Origin of the sequence: Variovorax sp. PBL-E5 (genome assembly GCF_901827185.1) — a bacterium.
Lineage (GTDB): Bacteria > Pseudomonadota > Gammaproteobacteria > Burkholderiales > Burkholderiaceae_C > Variovorax.
Window position 1 is genome coordinate 2522526 of record NZ_LR594671.1, and the last position, 17521, is coordinate 2540046.

At 67.4% G+C, this 17521-nt stretch carries 16 protein-coding genes and 2 tRNA genes; 13 read left to right on the forward strand and 5 right to left on the reverse strand.

The features are described from left to right. Nucleotides 1–19 precede the first annotated feature (19 nt). Nucleotides 20–96 (forward strand) — tRNA-Val (locus WDLP6_RS12290). A 74-nt stretch (nucleotides 97–170) separates the two neighbouring features. Here WDLP6_RS12290 and WDLP6_RS12295 read toward each other — a convergent pair. After that, a complete protein-coding gene (locus WDLP6_RS12295) occupies nucleotides 171–1313 on the reverse strand; it encodes a glycosyltransferase family 4 protein (protein WP_162592568.1) in 1143 nt (380 codons plus the stop codon). Nucleotides 1314–1500: 187 nt separating this feature from the next. On the opposite strand from WDLP6_RS12295, the gene WDLP6_RS12300 reads away from it, so the two are divergent. The 3 genes from WDLP6_RS12300 (at nucleotide 1501) to rimO (ending at nucleotide 3954) form a co-directional block, all read left to right on the forward strand. Next, nucleotides 1501–1869: a hypothetical protein gene (locus tag WDLP6_RS12300; RefSeq protein WP_162567410.1), complete on the forward strand. Its 369-nt coding sequence runs from the start codon at nucleotides 1501–1503 to the stop codon at nucleotides 1867–1869. A 105-nt stretch (nucleotides 1870–1974) separates the two neighbouring features. Further along, a complete protein-coding gene (phaR, locus tag WDLP6_RS12305) occupies nucleotides 1975–2508 on the forward strand; it encodes a polyhydroxyalkanoate synthesis repressor PhaR (protein ID WP_174259866.1) in 534 nt (177 codons plus the stop codon). Nucleotides 2509–2547: 39 nt separating this feature from the next. Continuing rightward, on the forward strand, nucleotides 2548–3954 hold the full coding sequence (gene rimO, locus WDLP6_RS12310) for a 30S ribosomal protein S12 methylthiotransferase RimO (RefSeq protein ID WP_162592569.1): 1407 nt from the start codon (nucleotides 2548–2550) through the stop codon (nucleotides 3952–3954). Between the two features lie 82 nt (nucleotides 3955–4036). On the opposite strand, the gene WDLP6_RS12315 is transcribed toward rimO, so the two are convergent. After that, a tRNA-Leu gene (locus tag WDLP6_RS12315) sits at nucleotides 4037–4121 on the reverse strand. 36 nt (nucleotides 4122–4157) lie between these two features. Here WDLP6_RS12315 and rnr point away from each other — a divergent pair. Together rnr and WDLP6_RS12325 are read left to right on the forward strand one after the other, a co-directional pair. Continuing rightward, nucleotides 4158–6476 (forward strand): ribonuclease R, encoded by a 2319-nt coding sequence (gene rnr, locus WDLP6_RS12320; RefSeq protein ID WP_443083402.1) that lies wholly within the window; start codon nucleotides 4158–4160, stop codon nucleotides 6474–6476. Between the two features lie 11 nt (nucleotides 6477–6487). After that, nucleotides 6488–7252, forward strand: coding sequence for an SDR family oxidoreductase (locus tag WDLP6_RS12325; RefSeq protein ID WP_162567414.1), 765 nt, complete (start codon nucleotides 6488–6490; stop codon nucleotides 7250–7252). A gap of 7 nt (nucleotides 7253–7259) precedes the next feature. On the opposite strand, the gene WDLP6_RS12330 is transcribed toward WDLP6_RS12325, so the two are convergent. From WDLP6_RS12330 to WDLP6_RS12340, 3 genes are read right to left on the reverse strand one after another with little or no spacing between them, the layout of a single operon-like run. Beyond that, nucleotides 7260–8720, reverse strand: coding sequence for an NAD(P)H-hydrate dehydratase (locus WDLP6_RS12330; protein WP_162592570.1), 1461 nt, complete (start codon nucleotides 8718–8720; stop codon nucleotides 7260–7262). 22 nt (nucleotides 8721–8742) lie between these two features. Then, on the reverse strand, nucleotides 8743–9999 hold the full coding sequence (locus tag WDLP6_RS12335) for a D-amino acid dehydrogenase (RefSeq protein WP_162567418.1): 1257 nt from the start codon (nucleotides 9997–9999) through the stop codon (nucleotides 8743–8745). A gap of 51 nt (nucleotides 10000–10050) precedes the next feature. Next, on the reverse strand, nucleotides 10051–11388 hold the full coding sequence (locus WDLP6_RS12340) for an amidase (RefSeq protein ID WP_162592571.1): 1338 nt from the start codon (nucleotides 11386–11388) through the stop codon (nucleotides 10051–10053). A gap of 179 nt (nucleotides 11389–11567) precedes the next feature. On the opposite strand from WDLP6_RS12340, the gene rpsB reads away from it, so the two are divergent. From rpsB to ispC, 7 genes are all read left to right on the forward strand, one after another. Continuing rightward, nucleotides 11568–12323, forward strand: a complete 756-nt coding sequence (gene rpsB, locus WDLP6_RS12345; protein WP_162567422.1) for a 30S ribosomal protein S2 — start codon at nucleotides 11568–11570, stop codon at nucleotides 12321–12323. 108 nt (nucleotides 12324–12431) lie between these two features. After that, the gene (tsf, locus tag WDLP6_RS12350) at nucleotides 12432–13355 is read left to right on the forward strand and encodes a translation elongation factor Ts (protein WP_162567424.1); all 924 of its coding nucleotides are present in this window, start codon (nucleotides 12432–12434) and stop codon (nucleotides 13353–13355) included. Between the two features lie 93 nt (nucleotides 13356–13448). Continuing rightward, nucleotides 13449–14171, forward strand: coding sequence for a UMP kinase (gene pyrH, locus WDLP6_RS12355; protein WP_162567426.1), 723 nt, complete (start codon nucleotides 13449–13451; stop codon nucleotides 14169–14171). Nucleotides 14172–14184: 13 nt separating this feature from the next. Beyond that, a complete protein-coding gene (frr, locus tag WDLP6_RS12360; protein WP_162567428.1) occupies nucleotides 14185–14745 on the forward strand; it encodes a ribosome recycling factor in 561 nt (186 codons plus the stop codon). Nucleotide 14746: 1 nt separating this feature from the next. Then, the gene (gene uppS, locus WDLP6_RS12365) at nucleotides 14747–15481 is read left to right on the forward strand and encodes a polyprenyl diphosphate synthase (RefSeq protein WP_162567430.1); all 735 of its coding nucleotides are present in this window, start codon (nucleotides 14747–14749) and stop codon (nucleotides 15479–15481) included. Nucleotides 15482–15485: 4 nt separating this feature from the next. Continuing rightward, nucleotides 15486–16331 (forward strand): phosphatidate cytidylyltransferase, encoded by an 846-nt coding sequence (locus WDLP6_RS12370; RefSeq protein WP_162592572.1) that lies wholly within the window; start codon nucleotides 15486–15488, stop codon nucleotides 16329–16331. Nucleotides 16332–16333: 2 nt separating this feature from the next. Continuing rightward, on the forward strand, nucleotides 16334–17515 hold the full coding sequence (ispC, locus tag WDLP6_RS12375) for a 1-deoxy-D-xylulose-5-phosphate reductoisomerase (RefSeq protein ID WP_162567435.1): 1182 nt from the start codon (nucleotides 16334–16336) through the stop codon (nucleotides 17513–17515). Nucleotides 17516–17521 lie beyond the last annotated feature (6 nt).

Sequence of the window (17521 nt, forward strand, 5' to 3'; positions counted from 1 at the left end):
GCCTCTCGGACACATCCTTAGGCGCGTAGCTCAGCTGGTTAGAGCACCACCTTGACATGGTGGGGGTCGTTGGTTCGAGTCCAATCGCGCCTACCAATTTTCTCCTCTGAAGACTCAGCATCTTCACCCCTCGGGGAGATTCGCTTCTTCTTCTGCCTCGACTCTGCTGCCTATCCGTGCGGCGTGCGTGGGCCTGCAATTTCAGCCAACATCCTGATGTACTGCTCGACGAGCGGCCCTGGTGCGAATTCCAGAGCCCGCTCTTTGGCGCGCGCCGATTGCGCAGCCTGCAGTGCGGGATCGTCGAGGAGCTGGCGCATGCGCCGGGCCAGCGCCTCGTCGTCACCGTTGGCGAACACCAGGCCCGCGTCTCCCATGCATTCGGCGAGTCCGCCTCGTTCGGACACGATCAGGTTGCGGCCGGCGGCCATCATTTCGACGACCACGCCACCCATCGGTTCGCACCAGACGGAAGGGACGACGGCGATGCGGCCCTTGGACACCCAGTCGACGAGCGCCGCGCCATGCTGGTTGCCGGCAAACACGATCGAGGAAGCGACGCCGAGCCGCTCGGCCAGGGCTTCGAGCTCGGCCCGGCGTTCGCCATCGCCAATGATCAACAGCCGCGGTGGCGCATTCAGGCGCTGCGACACCACGGTCGCAAACGCCTTGACGAGCGTGTCGACACCTTTCTCGGAAACCAGCCGGCCCAGATAGAGAAAGTCGAACTCGGGTGCCTGCGTGGCGCTCGATGCCGCCTCGAAGCGTTCGGTCGGAAATGGGTTGTAGATGCGGACCTGCCGCGGAAGCGGGTTCGCCTGCTGCATCCAGTCGGTGATGGCGACATGTTTCGTCACCAGCCACGTGGCGACAAATCGGCGCAGACCGAGCTTGAGTGCATCGCGCACGACATGCTTCCAGCCGCGCAGGGCCGCGTGGTGGCGTACCGAAGCGAGCGGCGTGAGCGGTGCGCGAGCGCCGTCGTACCACCCGGCGCCGTCGATGCACGCGGCCTGATAAGCGGTGTGCACCCAGACAAAGGGCTTGCGATACAGCAGCACCCAGGGCGTGAGCGAGAGCGTGGCTCCATTGAACAGAACCACGTCGGCCCAGCGAACGAGTTCCCGCGAGCGCTTGCCGTCCGGGTTGTCGATCACTTCGAAGGGGAAGGCCCGGCCGGGTTCTCGTGGCGTCCTCGTCAGCACCCTGCATTCGATGCCGCTGCGCGCGAAGCCTTGGGCCAGTTCCATCGAAACGGTTTCTACCCCGCCGGTCGAGGGATGGAAGACATGGGAATAGAGGAGGATCTTCATGATGGTGCATCGCCCGACGGGATTGGGCGAGCGCTCTTGGGCCGCGAGGATGCCAGCTTGCAGGGCAGTCGGCCGGCCGGGAAGTATGCCAAGTGTAGAAGTCCTATGGCCTTCGTCGGCTGGCGAATTCGCCGCCAGTTGTGGTAACTTGCTCATCACCGTTCCACAGCATGAATCACACGCCCCGATGACCACGCCCGCGGCCGAGACCGACCCGGCACTCGAAGAACTCCGCCTCGCCACACTGGTGCGGCAGGCGCCGCTCGAGTTCGCCCGCGTGGTCTACGGACTCAACGACCGGGCCAATGGCCGCGCCGGCACGATGGCGGCCGAGGACGTCGCCCGCACCGTGCGCCAGGGCGCGCCGGTCACGCGCGAGCGCGCCGAACAGCGCGCCCGCGGCTACCTGCCGGTGGCGGGTCAGGAGCATTGCCCGCGCTGCTGGGTCTTCAACGGCATCAAGAGCCCGTTGCACTACCGCGAGACCACCGAGGAGCGTCCGGAGTCGGCATCCTGCAAGGTGTGCGGCGCCGAATACGCCACCTCGCTGGACTGACGTCCGAAGCGCCGCCGGTCAGGGTAAACCTTGGCGCGGTGCAGCAAAGCGGCTTTCTAGAATCGATTGATTGCGCGCCATGGCGTCACACTGAAGGAGTCCGTAGTGCAGAGCAAGAAGTCCGGTGCCAAGCCGGTCCAGCGGGTGATCAAGAAATATCCCAACCGAAGGCTCTACGACACGGAAACTTCCAGCTACATCACGCTCGCCGAGGTCAAGCAGCTGGTCATGAACAAATCGGCGTTCGTGGTGCGCGACGCCAAGAGCGGCGACGACCTCACGCGCAGTATCCTGCTGCAGATCATCCTCGAGGAAGAAGCCGGCGGCGCGCCGATGTTCACCGAGCAGGTGCTGGCCAGCATCATCCGTTTCTATGGCCAGACGATGCAGGGCTACATGGGCGTCTACCTGGAGAAGAACATCCAGGCGATGGCCGAGGTGCAGGCGCAGCTGGCCGAAAAGGCCGAAGGCCTGACGCCCGAGATGTGGTCGAAATTCATGACCATGCAGTCGCCGATGCTGCAGGGCATGATGGGCAATTACGTGGAGCAATCCAAGACCGTGTTCCTGCAGATGCAAGAGCAGATGCAGAAGAACACCGAGCAGGTTCTGGGCGTCTTTGGCATCAAGCGGCCCTAGACCGGGCGCCACGGCCGATAGCTGGGACAATAGGGGGATATGAGCGAAGTTGCCTCCCCTGAACGAATTGCCGCGCCGGCCGTGCCCAAAGTCGGTTTCGTGAGCCTGGGCTGTCCCAAGGCCTTGACCGATTCCGAACTGATCCTGACCCGGCTGAGCGCCGAGGGCTATCAGACCTCCAAGACCTTCGAAGGCGCCGACCTGGTGATCGTCAACACCTGCGGTTTCATCGACGACGCCGTCAAGGAAAGCCTGGACACCATCGGCGAGGCGCTGGCCGAGAACGGCCGCGTGATCGTGACGGGTTGCCTCGGCGCCAAGACCGGCGAGCAGGGCGGCAATCTGGTGCGGCAGATGCATCCGAGCGTCCTGGCGGTCACCGGGCCGCATGCGACGCAGGAAGTGATGGACGCGGTCCACGCCAACCTGCCCAAGCCGCACGATCCCTTCGTCGACCTCGTGCCGGGGGCTTTCGGCATCGCGGGTCTGAAGCTCACGCCGCGGCACTATGCGTACCTGAAGATCAGCGAGGGCTGCAACCATCGGTGCACCTTCTGCATCATCCCGTCGATGCGCGGCGATCTGGTGTCGCGGCCGGTCGGCGACGTGCTCGCGGAAGCCAAGGCGCTGTTCGAGGGCGGCGTGCGCGAACTGCTGGTGATCAGCCAGGACACTTCGGCCTACGGGGTCGACGTCAAGTACCGCACGGGCTTCTGGGACGGCAAGCCGGTGAAGACGCGCATGCTCGAACTGGTGCGCACGCTCGGCGAGATCGCGCAGCCTTACGGCGCATGGGTGCGGCTGCACTACGTGTATCCGTATCCGAGCGTCGACGAGATCATCCCGCTGATGGCAAGCGGGCAGGTCTTGCCCTACCTCGACGTGCCTCTGCAGCACAGCCATCCCGATGTGCTGCGGCGCATGAAGCGGCCGGCGAGCGGCGAGAAGAACCTGGAGCGCATCGCGCGCTGGCGCGAGGTGTGCCCGGAGCTCGTGATCCGCAGCACCTTCATCGCCGGCTTCCCCGGCGAGACGCAAGAAGAGTTCGAGCACCTGCTCGACTTCATCCGCGAAGCGCAGATCGATCGCGCCGGCTGCTTTGCCTACAGCCCGGTCGAGGGTGCCGTGGCCAACGACATTCCGGGCATGCTGCCGGCGGCCGAGCGCGAGGCGCGGCGCGCGCGCTTCATGGAAGTGGCCGAAGCGGTGTCGATCGCCAAGCTGCAGAGGCGCGTCGGAGCCACGATGCAGGTGCTGGTGGATTCGGCACCCGGCATGGGCCGCAAGGGCGGCGTCGGCCGCTCGTATGCCGATGCGCCCGAGATCGATGGCATCGTGCGGCTGCTGCCGCCGGAGAAGATCAGCAAGACGCTGAAGGTCGGTGAATTCACGCGGGCCCGCATCGTCGGCGCCGAAGGCCACGACCTGATCGCGCTGCCTGTTTGATCGATGCCGCGAGCAGACAACAAAAAAGCCACCGGAGACCGGTGGCTTGAATGGAGAAACCCGACAAGGGTCTATATAAACTTGGTGCCCAGAAGAGGACTCGAACCTCCACGATGTTACTCGCTAGTACCTGAAACTAGTGCGTCTACCAATTCCGCCATCTGGGCCCACATGCTGCTTGGAACAAGTCCCTGCAGCGCGTTTTGAATTTCAGGAAAGAGAGAGATCATATCAAAAATAACGGCCATCCCAGCGGCTTGCTGGATGAAGTGGAAGGCACGGTGCAAGGACATCGCGACGGGCACGGTTTCGTGCAGCGCGACGACGGCGAAGCCGACATCTATCTGCCCCCCAACGAGATGCGTGCGGTGCTGCACAAAGACCGCGTCAAGGCGCGCGTCGTGCGCCAGGACCGGCGCGGACGGCCCGAGGGCCGCGTGGTCGAGATCATCGAGCGCCCCGAGCAGCCGATCATCGGCCGCCTGCTGCACGAAGGCGGCATCTGGCTCGTCGCACCCGAGGACAAGCGCTACGGACAGGACGTCCTGATCCCCAAGGGTGCGACCGGCACGGCGAAGGTCGGGCAGGTCGTCGTGGTGCAGCTGACCGAACCGCCGGCGCTGTTCGGTCAGCCGGTCGGCCGCGTGCGCGAAGTACTCGGCGAAATCGACGACCCCGGCATGGAGATCGAGATCGCGGTGCGCAAGTACGGCGTGCCGCACGAGTTTTCCGAAGCCTGTCTGGCCGAGGCCAAGGCGCTGCCCGACAAGGTGCGGCCGGCCGACAAGAAGGGCCGCATCGACCTGACCGACGTGCCGCTGGTCACCATCGACGGCGAGGACGCGCGCGACTTCGACGACGCGGTGTACTGCGAGCCCGCCAAGGTCGGCCGCGGCAAGGGCTGGCGTCTCCTGGTCGCGATCGCCGACGTCAGCGCCTATGTGCAGACCGGATCGGGCATCGATATCGACGCCTACGACCGCGCGACCAGCGTCTACTTCCCGCGCCGCGTGATACCGATGCTGCCCGAGAAGCTGTCCAACGGCCTGTGCTCGCTCAATCCCGAGGTCGAGCGCCTGTGCATGGTCTGCGACATGCTGGTGGCGACCGACGGCGAGATCTACGCCTACCAGTTCTACCCGGCCGTGATGTGGAGCCATGCGCGCTTCACCTACACCGAGGTCGCGGCCATCCTCGGCAACACGCGCGGCCCCGAAGCCGCGAAGCGCAAGGACCGCGTCAAGGACCTGCTCAACCTCGCCGACGTCTATCGCGCATTGCTCAAGCAGCGCAGCAAGCGCGGTGCGGTCGACTTCGAGACCACCGAGACGCAGATCATCTGCGACGACGCCGGCCGCATCGAGAAGATCGTGCCGCGCACGCGCAACGAGGCCCACCGGCTGATCGAGGAAGCGATGCTGGCGGCCAACGTCTGCAGCGCCGATTTCATCGCCGAGGGCAAGCACCCGGGCCTCTACCGCGTGCACGAAGGCCCGACGCCCGAGAAGAAGGAAATCCTTCGCGGCTACCTCAAGGCGATGGGTGTCGGCCTGTCGATCACCGACGACCCGAAGCCGGGCGAGTTCCAGGCCATCGCCGAAGCGACCAAGGAGCGGCCGGACGCGCAGCAGATCCACACCATGCTGCTGCGCTCGATGCAGCAGGCGATCTACACGCCCATCAACAGCGGCCACTTCGGCCTGGCCTACGAGGCCTACACGCACTTCACGAGCCCGATCCGCCGCTATCCCGACCTGCTGGTGCATCGCGTGATCAAGGCCATCCTCGGCAAGACCCGGTACCAGCTGCCGATGCTGCCGACGCCGGGCGAAGCGCACGCCAAGCTGGCCAAGCGACTCGCATCCCGCGTCAAGGCGCCGAGCACCAAGCCGCAGAAGGCGACGATCGCGCCGACCAAGGAAGTGCTGGCCTGGGAGGCCGCAGGCCTGCATTGCAGCGCCAACGAGCGGCGCGCCGACGAGGCCAGCCGCGATGTGGAAGCCTGGCTCAAGTGCAAGTACATGCGCGAGCATCTCGGCGAGGAATACGGCGGCACGGTCACTGCCGCAACCACCTTCGGCATCTTCGTCACGCTCGATGCGATGTACGTCGAGGGACTGGTGCACATCACCGAACTCGGCGGCGAGTATTTCAAGTTCGACGAGCAGCGGCAGGAGCTGCGCGGCGAGCGCACCGGCATCCGCTATGCCATCGGCACGCGGGTGCGCGTGCAGGTCAGCCGCGTCGACCTCGACGGCCGCAAGATCGACTTCCGCCTGGTGCGCGAGGGCGAGGAGCTGAGCGCGCGCGCCATGAAGGACAAGGGCGCTGCGACCGGCGGCGTTCCGGCCAAGGCCTCGGCCAAGCGCAGCGCGCGCAGCAAGGCCGCGCCGGTCGCCGAACGCAGCGAACGCGGCGAGCGATCTGCCGCCGCCGTCGCGCCGCAATCGGCGATGCAGGCATTCCGATCGGCCGTGAAGAAGGCCGCCAACAAGATGAAGGGGCGCAAGCCGCGCCGTTGAAGGAGAAGCGCATGAGCAGCAACGAGAAGCAGAGCCGCATCGCGGTCGTCACGGGCGCCGGCAGCGGCATCGGCCGCGCGGCCGCACTGGCCTTGCTGGCCGATGGCTGGCGCGTGGTGCTGGCGGGTCGCCGGCTCGAGCCGCTGGCGCAGGTGGCGGCCGAGTCGGGCGCGGCCGACCGCGCGCTGCCGGTCTCTGCCGACGTCGCCGATCCCGCATCGGTACAGGCGCTGTTCGCCGCCGCGGTCGAGCGCTTCGGCCGCGTCGATCTGCTGTTCAACAATGCCGGCGTCGGCAACCCGCCCGGCCCGTTCGAGGAATGGACGCCCGAGCAATGGCGCGGCGTGGTCGACATCAACCTGAGCGGGATGTTCTATTGCATCCAGCAGGCCTTCCGCACGATGAAGGCGCAGACGCCGCGTGGCGGCCGCATCATCAACAACGGTTCGATCTCGGCCACCACGCCGCGGCCCAATTCGATCGCCTACACCGCGACCAAGCATGCAGTGAAGGGCCTGACCAAGACGGCCTCGCTCGATGGCCGCAAGTACGACATCGCAGTCGGCCAGGTCGATGTCGGCAACGCGATGACCGAGCTCGCCGCACGCATGAGCAAGGGCGTGCCGCAGGCCAGCGGCGAGATCGCGATCGAGCCGATGATCGACGTCGCCATCGTCGGCCAGTCGGTGCTCTACATGGCCAATCTGCCGCTGGAAGCCAACGTGCTGTTCCACACGATCATGGCGACCAAGATGCCCTTCGTCGGGCGCGGATAGGCCGGCCTCAGCCGCGCGCCCGCGGCAGGCCGCGTGCCAGTGCGCCGGCCGTGAGCGGGACTTCGGCCGGCCACCGGTCGGCCAGGTCGCCGTGGCGCCAGACGGCCTCGCAGGCCGCTGCCATCGCGGGGCGGCCGGCGGCCAGTGCGGCCCCGACCATGCCGGCCAGCACGTCGCCGGTGCCCGCGGTCGCCAGGCGCGCATTGCCGCTGGCATTGATCACCGGTGTTTCTCCCGCGCTCGCGATCACGGTGCCCGAGCCCTTCAGCACGACCACGGCGCCGAAGCGTTCGGCCAGTTGGCGCGCGGCATGCAGCCGATCGCCTTGAATGTCTGCCGTGCCGGTGTTCAAGAGGCGTGCCGCTTCCAGCGGATGTGGCGTGAGCACCGTGGCGGCGCGGCGCCGGGCACGCGCCTCGAGCAGCCCTTGCAAGGCGCCGTCGGCCGCGACCGCATTGAGCGCATCCGCATCCAGCACCAGCGCGCGGGCGGTCTGCAGAACCTGCGGCAACAGCGCGCGCACGGCCGAGCCGCCGCCGCAGCCGCAGACGACCGTCATGGCCGCGAGGTCGAGCGTGTCGGAACGACGGAACATCAGTTCCGGCTGCAGCGGATCGAGCGCCATCATGGCGGTGTCGAGCGCAACGACGAAGACGCGCCCGGCGCCGGCACTCGCCGCGGCGGAGGCGGCGAGCAGGACCGCGCCCGCCATGCCCGGCGCGCCGCCGATCACGGCCACGTCGCCATAGCTGCCCTTGTGCGATGCATGCGATCGCGGCGGCGTCGCCGGCGCGCCGGCCAATCGCGCCGAGGGCGGCTCGGCGCCGGTGCCGACGCCGAGGTCGTCGAACCAGACGTCGCCCGCGGCATCGCGCCCCTGCGCGGTGAAGAGGCCGGGCTTGAGCGTCAGCAGGCTCAGGCAGACGCGCGGTCCGCCGTGCGCGGGCAATTCGAGCGACAGCGTGCCGGTGTCCGTGTTCAGGCCCGAGGGCGTGTCCACCCCGAGGACCGGCGCCGGGCTGCCATACATGCGCTGCATCCAGTCGGCCATCGCGCCGGTGGGCGGGCGCAGATTCCCGATCCCGAGCAAGGCATCGATCGCGAGGTCGAAATACTGCGGCGGCGCATCGGCCAGCGTCACGCCGGCCGCGCGTGCGCGCTGCAGCGAGGCCAGCGCGTCGGCCGGCAGGCGGCCTTCGTCGCCGACCCGGGTGAGCACCGTCATGAAGCCGCGGCGCTGAAGCCGGGCGGCGGCCTCGAACCCATCCCCGCCGTTGTTGCCCGGGCCACAGGCAATCCAGACCGTGCGTGCATGCGGCGCGACCGCCATCGCGAGACGCGCGACCGCGAGGCCGGCGCGCTGCATCAGCGCATGCGGCGGCAGCTTCGCCGCCGCAGCCTGCTCGATCCGGCGCGAAGCGGCGATGTCGAACAGATCGGCGGCAGTGGCGGAGGTGATGCAATGCATGAGCGTCGGCGCGGCGGGCGCATCAGTATTGCAGCAAACGCTCGATGCCGAGTCCTTCGAGATCGACGCCCGCATCGCGGCCACCGACCAGGTCGGCCAGCACGCGCGCGCTGCCGCACGACAGCGCCCAGCCGCTCGAGCCGTGACCCAGGTTCAGCCACACGCCGGGCACGCCGCTCGCGCCGATGATCGGCGGTCCGTCGGGCAGCATCGGGCGCGCGCCTTTCCACTGCTGCACGCCGGCCTGCAGCGTGGCCGCACCGGGGAACCAGTCGTGCAGGACCTTGTAGAGCGTTTGCAGCGAGGCCGGGTTCATCGTGTCGAGCGAGCCGCCGAGCTCGGCGCTGCCGGCCACCCGCACGCGCATGCCGAGACGGGAGATCGCGACCTTGTAGCGCTCGTCCATCACCGCGCTGTGCGGTGCGTTGAGCGGCTCGCGGATGTTGGCGCTGATCGAATGGCCGTAGACCGGCGCCAGCGGAATGCGCAGGCCCAGCGGCGCCAGCAGCTGCGACGACGCGACGCCGGCGCACATCACGACCGCGTCGAAGCGATGGCCCTCGGAGCCGCTCGCGAGCGAGACTTCGGTGGGTGCCGAGCGCTTCAGCGGCGCCAGGTCGCAGTTGAAGTGGAACTGCGCGCCCAGCGCCTCGGCCTCCCACTTGAGCAGCAAGGCGAACTGGCGGCAGTTGCCGACCTCGTCGTCCGGCAGATGGATCGCGCCTGCGAGCGCGGTGTCGGTGCTGAGCGCGGGTTCGATCCGGCGCGCCTCGTCGGCATCGATCTCGCGGAAATTGCTGCCCGCCGTGCGCAGCACCTCGAGCCCGGCCTGCATCAGCTTCCTCTCGCGCTTCGAACGCAGCAGCACGAGATAGCCATCGCTGCGTTCGTAGCTGAGCTCCTGTGCCTCGGTGATCTCGTGCAGGCGCGTGCGGCTGTAGAAGGCCAGGCGCTGCATGCGCGCGCGGTTGGCCAGGTAGGTTTCGAGCTTGCAGGCCCGTTGCCAGCGCGACATCCAGCCGATATCGCGCGCCGACAGCGGCCAGCGCAGTTTGATCGCGCCATGGGTGGACAAGAGCGATCGCAGCACCTTGACGCGCATGCCCGGCGCCGCCCACGGCGTCACGTAACCCGGCGCAACCACGCCGGCGTTGGCGAAGCTGGATTCCTCGGCCGCAGCGCCGCGGCGCTCGAAGACGACGACCTCGTGGCCGTCGCAGGCCAGCTCCCAGGCGGTGGTGACGCCGATGATGCCGGCGCCCACGATCGCGATTTTCATTCGGTTCTTTGCGGTGAGAGATGCATCGGCGCCACGCCGACCTTGTCCCGATTATTGTTGTTGTTGTGGCGCGAGCGCGCTTTCAATCTGCAGCGCGATCGCCAGCACCGCATCGTCGCGCAGGGCCGCATGCCAGAGCATGAGCCCCACAGGCAGCTCCTCCGGCGTATGGCAGGGCAGGGAGATGGCGCAGCCGTCGAGCATGTTGACGACCGACGGGTTGCGCAGCAGCAGCGCGTTGACGCGAAAGAACTCGTCATCGCGCAGCGCACCGGGCGCGACGGCGGCGATGGGCGGCGCGGTGATCGGCACGGTGGGCGACAGCATCGCATCGAACGGCGCCATGGCGCGCTCCATGCGGGCGATCCAGCCGCGGCGCGCATGGACGAGGTCGATGTACTCGTGCGCCTTCATGGTGGCGCCCTTGAGGATGCGCTGCGCCACGCGCGAGTCATAGCCGGCGCCGCTGCGCTCCAGCAGCAGCCGGTGCCAGGCATAGGATTCGGCGGCGGAAAAGCCGCCGGTGGCATTGATCGATGACAGGTCGGCCAGTTCAGGCAGGGCGATTTCCTCGATCCGCGCACCGGCGTCGCGCAAGGCGCGCAAGGTGCGTTCGAAGGCGCGTGCCACGGTGGCATCGAGCCCGTCCTGGAACAGCTCCTTGACCACCGCCAGCCGATAGGCGGCCAGCGGTGCGGCGCCGGCCGTGACGCGGCGCGCCGCGAGGATCTCGTGCGCCGTGATCGCGTCGCGCACGGAACGCGTCATGGCGCAGGCGGTATCGAGCGTGGTCGACAGCGGCAGGGCGCCGTCGGTCGGCACCAGCCGCGCGGTGCTCTTGAACCCGACGATGCCGTTCAGCGCCGCGGGAATGCGGATCGAGCCGCCGGTGTCGGAGCCCAGCCCGATGAAGGCAGCACCGGCCGCCACCGAGACCGCCGCGCCGGACGACGAGCCGCCCGGGATGCGCGCGACGGCGGCATCGGCCGCGTTGGTCGGCGTCCCGTGGTGCGGGTTGACGCCCACGCCCGAGAAGGCGAACTCGCTCATGTTGGAGCGGCCGATCGGAACACCGCCCGCCGCGCGCAGTCGTGCGACGGCCGGGGCATCCGCCTTGGCGGCCGGCGCATGGGACAGCACGACGGAGCCGGCCGGCGTCGGCTGACCGGCGATGTCGAAGAGGTCCTTGACCGAGAACGCGAGGCCGGCGAGGCGCTGCTGCGGTGCGGCGGCCGCTGCCGCCGCGCGCGCCTCGTCGAACATCGTGCGCACGAAGACGTGCCGGCAGGCCGGCGATTCGGCCGCCTCGATCGCCCGCTCCATCTCGGCGCCCGCATGGGTGGAACCCGCCAGCAGGGCGAGGCGGGTGGCGTGCAGGTCAGGGGGCATGGTCGGGTGTCGGTACGGGGGAAGAAGAGCAGGTGCGTGCTATACTCGTTGGGTTTCGCTCAGGGTATTTACCGAGTGCGAAACACATCCGCAAACCAGCCCTTTCAAGGTGTTGTGCGCCTTCTTCGCAAGAGCACAAAACGGGCTGGATTTTAGACCCAACCTTTGGAGTTACTTCTATGTCGACCACCATGCGCGAAATGCTGGAAGCCGGTGTCCATTTCGGTCACCAAACCCGCTTCTGGAACCCCAAGATGGCCCCGTTCATCTTCGGCCATCGCAACAAGATTCACATCATCAACCTGGAAAAATCGCTGCCGATGTTCCAGGACGCGATGAAGTACGCCAAGCAGCTCACCGCCAACCGCGGCACCATCCTGATGGTCGGCACCAAGCGCCAGGCCCGCGAGATCGTGGCCGCCGAAGCGCGCCGCGCCGGCGTGCCCTTCGTCGACACCCGCTGGCTCGGCGGCATGCTGACCAACTTCAAGACCGTCAAGACCTCGATCAAGCGCCTGAAGGACATGAAGGCCCAGCAGGAAGCCGGCCTCGACGCCCTGAGCAAGAAAGAGCAGCTCACCTTCACCCGCGAGATCGAGAAGCTTGAGAAGGACATCGGCGGCATCCAGGACATGACCGCGCTGCCCGACGCCATCTTCGTGATCGACGTGGGCTTCCACAAGATCGCCGTGGCCGAAGCCAAGAAGCTCGGCATTCCGCTGATCGGCGTGGTCGACTCCAACCACTCGCCCGAAGGCATCGACTACGTGATCCCGGGCAACGACGACTCCTCCAAGGCCGTCACGCTGTATGCCCGCGGCATCGCCGACGCGATCATCGAAGGCCGCTCCAGCGCCACCAGCGACGTGGTCAAGGCCGTGGCCGAAGGCAGTGGCGACGAGTTCGTCGAAGTGGAAGAGGGCGCTTCCGCCTGATCTGTGCCCTGGCCAGCCTGAAGAAGGGGCTTCGTTGCCCCTTTTTTTTAATCTGAATTTCGCGGTACCCCGAGGGTGCCGCAACGAAAAACCGAACGGAGAACACACATGGCAACAATCACCGCAAGCATGGTCGGCGAACTGCGCGCAAAGACCGACGCGCCGATGATGGAATGCAAGAAGGCCCTGACCGAAGCCGACGGCAACATGGACAAGGCCGAAGAGCTGCTGCGCATCAAGCTGGGCAACAAGGCCGGCAAGGCCTCGGGCCGCATCACGGCCGAAGGCGTGGTCACCGCCTTCGTCGACGGCGATGCCGGCGCGATGGTCGAGATCAACTGCGAAACCGACTTCGTCACCAAGAACGACAGCTTCCTCGCGATGGCCAATGCCGCCGCGATGCTGATCGCCAAGAACAATCCGGCCGACCTGGCTGCGCTCGGTGCGCTGCCCTACGCGCAGGACGGCTTCGGCCCCACGCTCGAGGACGTGCGCAAGGGCCTGATCGGCAAGATCGGCGAGAACATGAGCTTCCGCCGCTTCAAGCGCTTCGCCGGCAATGGCAAGCTGGCCTCGTACCTGCACGGCACGCGCATCGGCGTGATGGTGGAGTTCGAAGGCGACGACACCTCGGCCAAGGACGTTGCGATGCACATTGCCGCCATGAAGCCGGTCGCGATCTCCAGCGCCGACGTGCCGGCCGACCTGATCGAGAAGGAACGTGCGGTCGCTGCCGGCAAGGCCGAGGAAGACCGCAAGGTCGCCGAAGCCGCCGGCAAGCAGCCGCAGCCGGCCGAGATCGTGGCCAAGCGCATCGAGGGCGGCGTGCAGAAGTACCTCAAGGAGGTCTCGCTGCACAACCAGGCTTTCGTGAAGAACGACAAGCAGACCGTCGAGCAGATGCTCAAGGCCGCCAACACCACCATCAAGGGCTTCACGCTCTATGTGGTCGGCGAAGGCATCGAAAAGAAGGTCGACGACTTCGCGGCCGAAGTGGCGGCGCAGGTCGCGGCCGCCAAGGCTGCGTCCTAAGTCACGCCCGAGGCCGGCGGCGTCCGTCGCCGCCGGCCGCCTTCCCGCAGCCACGTTTTACACTCGCCCCGCCAACCCCAAAGGAAACCATCCATGTCCGACGACCGCCCGGCCCACAAGCGAATCTTGTTGAAGCTGTCGGGCGAGGCATTGATGGGTGACGATGCCTTCGGCATCAACCGCGCCACCATCGTCCGCATGGTGGGCGAGGTGGCCGAGGTCGTGAACATGGGCGTCGAGGTGGCCGTCGTGATCGGCGGCGGCAACATCTTCCGCGGCGTTGCCGGCGGCTCGGTCGGCATGGACCGCGCCACCGCCGACTACATGGGCATGCTGGCCACCGTCATGAACGCGCTGGCACTGGCCGACGCGATGAACAAGCAGGGCCTGATCGCCCGCGTCATGTCGGCGATCGCGATCGAGCAGGTCGTGGAGCCCTATGTGCGTCCGAAGGCGCTGCAGTACCTCGAGGAGGGCAAGGTGGTGATCTTCGCCGCCGGCACCGGCAATCCCTTCTTCACGACGGACACGGCGGCGGCGCTGCGCGGTGCGGAGATCGGCGCCGAGCTGGTCCTCAAGGCCACCAAGGTCGATGGCGTCTACAGCGCCGACCCCAAGAAGGACCCGAGCGCCACGCGCTACGCGTCGCTCACCTTCGACCAGGCCATCGCACAGAATCTCGGCATCATGGACGCCACGGCCTTCGCGCTGTGCCGCGATCAGAACCTGCCGATCAAGGTGTTCTCGATCTTCAAGAATGGCGCGCTCCGGCGCGTCGTCATGGGCGAGGACGAAGGTACCCTGGTCCACGCCTGAGGAGAAAGAAGAAATGACCATTGCAGAGATCCGCAGCGCGACCGACGCCAAGATGAACCAGTCGCTCGCCGCCTTCCAGAACAACCTCACCAAGATCCGCACCGGCCGCGCCAATCCGGCATTGCTGGATTCGATCCACGTCGACTACTACGGCTCCTCGGTGCCGCTGTCGCAGGTGGCGAACGTATCGCTGCTCGACTCGCGCACCATCAGCGTCCAGCCGTGGGAAAAGGGCATGGGCGCGAAGATCGAAAAGGCGATCCGCGAGAGCGACCTCGGTCTGAATCCGGCGTCGATGGGCGACCTGATCCGCGTGCCGCTGCCGCCGATGAGCGAGGAGCGCCGCCGCGAGATGACCAAGCTGGTGCGCAACGAGGGCGAGTCCGCGAAGATCGCGACCCGCAACCTGCGCCGCGATGCCAACGACGCGATCAAGAAACTGGTCAAGGACAAGCTGGCATCGGAAGACGACCAGAAGCGCGCCGAGGCCGAGATCCAGAAAGTGACCGACCGCCACATCGGCGAGATCGATCGGCTGATAGCGGCCAAAGAGGCGGAGATCATGGCCGTCTGACATGACGACCGCTGCCGCCATTCCTCATCACATTGCCATCGTCATGGATGGCAACGGGCGTTGGGCCACGCGCCGCTTTCTGCCACGCATCGCGGGGCACAAGCAGGGGGTCGAGTCGCTGCGCCGCTGCGTCAAGGCCTGCACGGACCGCGGCGTCCGGGTCCTCACGGTGTTCGCCTTCTCGTCCGAGAACTGGAATCGGCCGATCGAAGAGGTCTCGGGCCTGATGGACCTGATGGTCGTCGCGCTCGGCCGTGAAGTTCCGAAGCTGATCAAGGACGGCGTGCGCCTGCATTTCATCGGCGAGCGCGGCGGCCTGTCCGAGAGGATCGCAGCCGGCCTTGTCCAGGCGGAGGCGGCGACAGCGCACAATACCCGCCTCGTGCTCAACGTTTGCTTCAACTATGGTGGCCGCTGGGACATCGCGCGCGCAGCGGCGCAACTCGTCGCGCGTGGCGAAGCGCTCACCGAGGCCAACCTCGATGCGGCGATGGCGCTCGCGCATGTTCCGGATCCCGATCTCTTCATTCGCACCGGCGGCGAGCAGCGGCTGTCCAACTTCCTTCTCTGGCAGAGCGCCTACGCCGAGCTGTTCTTCAGCGATCGGCTGTGGCCCGAGTTCGATGAAGCCGCGCTCGACGAGGCGATCGCAGCGTTCCAGCGCCGCGAGCGCCGGTACGGCAAGACGTCCGCGCAGATCGCGGGCAACGCGCAGCGCGATCAGCAGACCGCCTGAGCGCATGCTCAAACAACGCATCATCACTGCGATCGTCCTGCTGGCGATCCTGCTGCCGGCGCTTTTCTATCCGTCCTACGTCCCCTTTGCCTGCGTGATGCTGGTCCTGGTCGCCGCCGGCGGCTGGGAATGGGGCCGGCTCAACGGCTACGGTTCGAACCTGTCCGTGTTGCTGGGGGTGGAGATGATCGCGCTCTGCGCCTTGTCGTGGTGGCTGGGCATGCTCGACGTATCGCTGCTGCCGGTCTGGATCGTCGCCAGTGCCGCCTGGGTGCTGGGCGGCGCGTGGCTGCTGCGTGGCGCGGTGCCGGGCTGGCCGCGGGTGCCCAGGGCCTTGCGCCTGGTCGGCGGACTGCTGGCGCTGTGGGTTGCCTGGCTGGCGGCGGTGCAGGCGCGCAGGGTCGGCATCAATTTCCTGTTGTCGGTCCTGGTGCTCGTGTGGGTGGCCGACGTGTTCGCCTATTTCGCGGGCCGCGCCTTCGGTCTGCGGTTCACGCGCAACAAGTTGGCCCCCGCGATCAGTCCCGGCAAGAGCTGGGAAGGGGTCTGGGGCGGCATGGCCGGCGTGATCGTGCTGGCCCTGGCGTGGGTCTGGGCCGATGCGGCCGCGCAGGCCTCGGTCGCCAGTCTCTACACGCGGCTGGCGCAGCGCGGCTGGTGGCTGCTCTTGATCGGCGTGGTGTTCCTGGCAGCGATGAGCGTGGTGGGCGATCTGGTCGAGTCGCTGATCAAGCGCAGTGCCGGCGCGAAGGACAGCAGCAACCTGCTGCCGGGGCATGGCGGCGTGCTCGACCGCGTCGACGCGCTACTGCCGGCGCTGCCCATTGCGATGATGTTGGCTTTCCTGTGAACATGCAAAGACAACGCATCACGGTCCTCGGCTCGACGGGTTCGGTCGGCGTCAGCACGCTCGACGTGATCGCACGGCATCCGGAGCGCTTCGAGGTCTTCGCGCTGTCGGCGGCGACGAAGGTCGACGAACTGCTGGCCCAGTGCGCGCGCTTCTCGCCGAAGTACGCGGCGATGGCCAGTCCGCAGCACGCCCGCCTGCTGGCAGAGAAGCTGGCGCAGAACGGCCTGCCGACGCGCGTGCTCGGCGGCGAGGACGCCATCGAAACGATCGCATCGCACGATGAGACCGATGCCGTGATGGCAGCCATCGTCGGCGCCGCCGGGCTCGCGCCGTGTCTCGCGGCCGCCCGTGCCGGCAAGCGCCTGCTGCTGGCCAACAAGGAAGCGCTGGTGGTCGGCGGCGAGCTCTTCATGGCCACGGTGCGAGAGGGCGCGGCGACGCTGCTGCCCATCGACAGCGAGCATTCGGCGATCTTCCAGTCGCTGCCCGAGGATCCATCCACCTGGGCACGGCGCGTCGACAAGATCATTCTCACCGCGTCCGGCGGCCCCTTCCTCACGCGCTCGCCGGACACGCTCGGCACCGTGACCCCGGAGCAGGCCTGTGCGCATCCCAACTGGGTGATGGGCCGCAAGATCTCGGTGGACTCCGCCACCATGATGAACAAGGCGCTCGAGGTGATCGAGGCGCGCCATCTGTTCGGCGTCGCGCCCGAGCAGATCGAGGTGGTGATCCATCCGCAGAGCGTCGTGCATTCGATGGTGCAGTTCACCGATGCCTCGGTGATCGCGCAGCTCGGCACGCCCGACATGCGCGTGCCGATCGCCGTCGGCCTGGCCTGGCCCGAGCGCATCGAGAGCGGCGCGGCGCCGCTCGATTTCCGGCAACTGGCGGCGCTCACCTTCGCCACGCCCGATGCGGCGGTCTTCCCCGGTCTGCAGCTTGCCTGGCATGCGCTGCGCGCCGCACCCGGAACGACCGCGGTGCTGAACGCCGCCAACGAGGTCGCGGTCGATGCATTCCTCCATCGGCGGCTGCGCTTCGATCGCATCCATGCAGTCAACACGGAAACTTTGGAGGCGGTCCTGCCCTCCAAGCCCGCATCGCTCGCGGACCTGCTGGCGCTGGACGCCAGCGCGCGGGCCGCGGCCCATGCAGCAGCGTTGCGCTATGCGGCCTGACGCCTC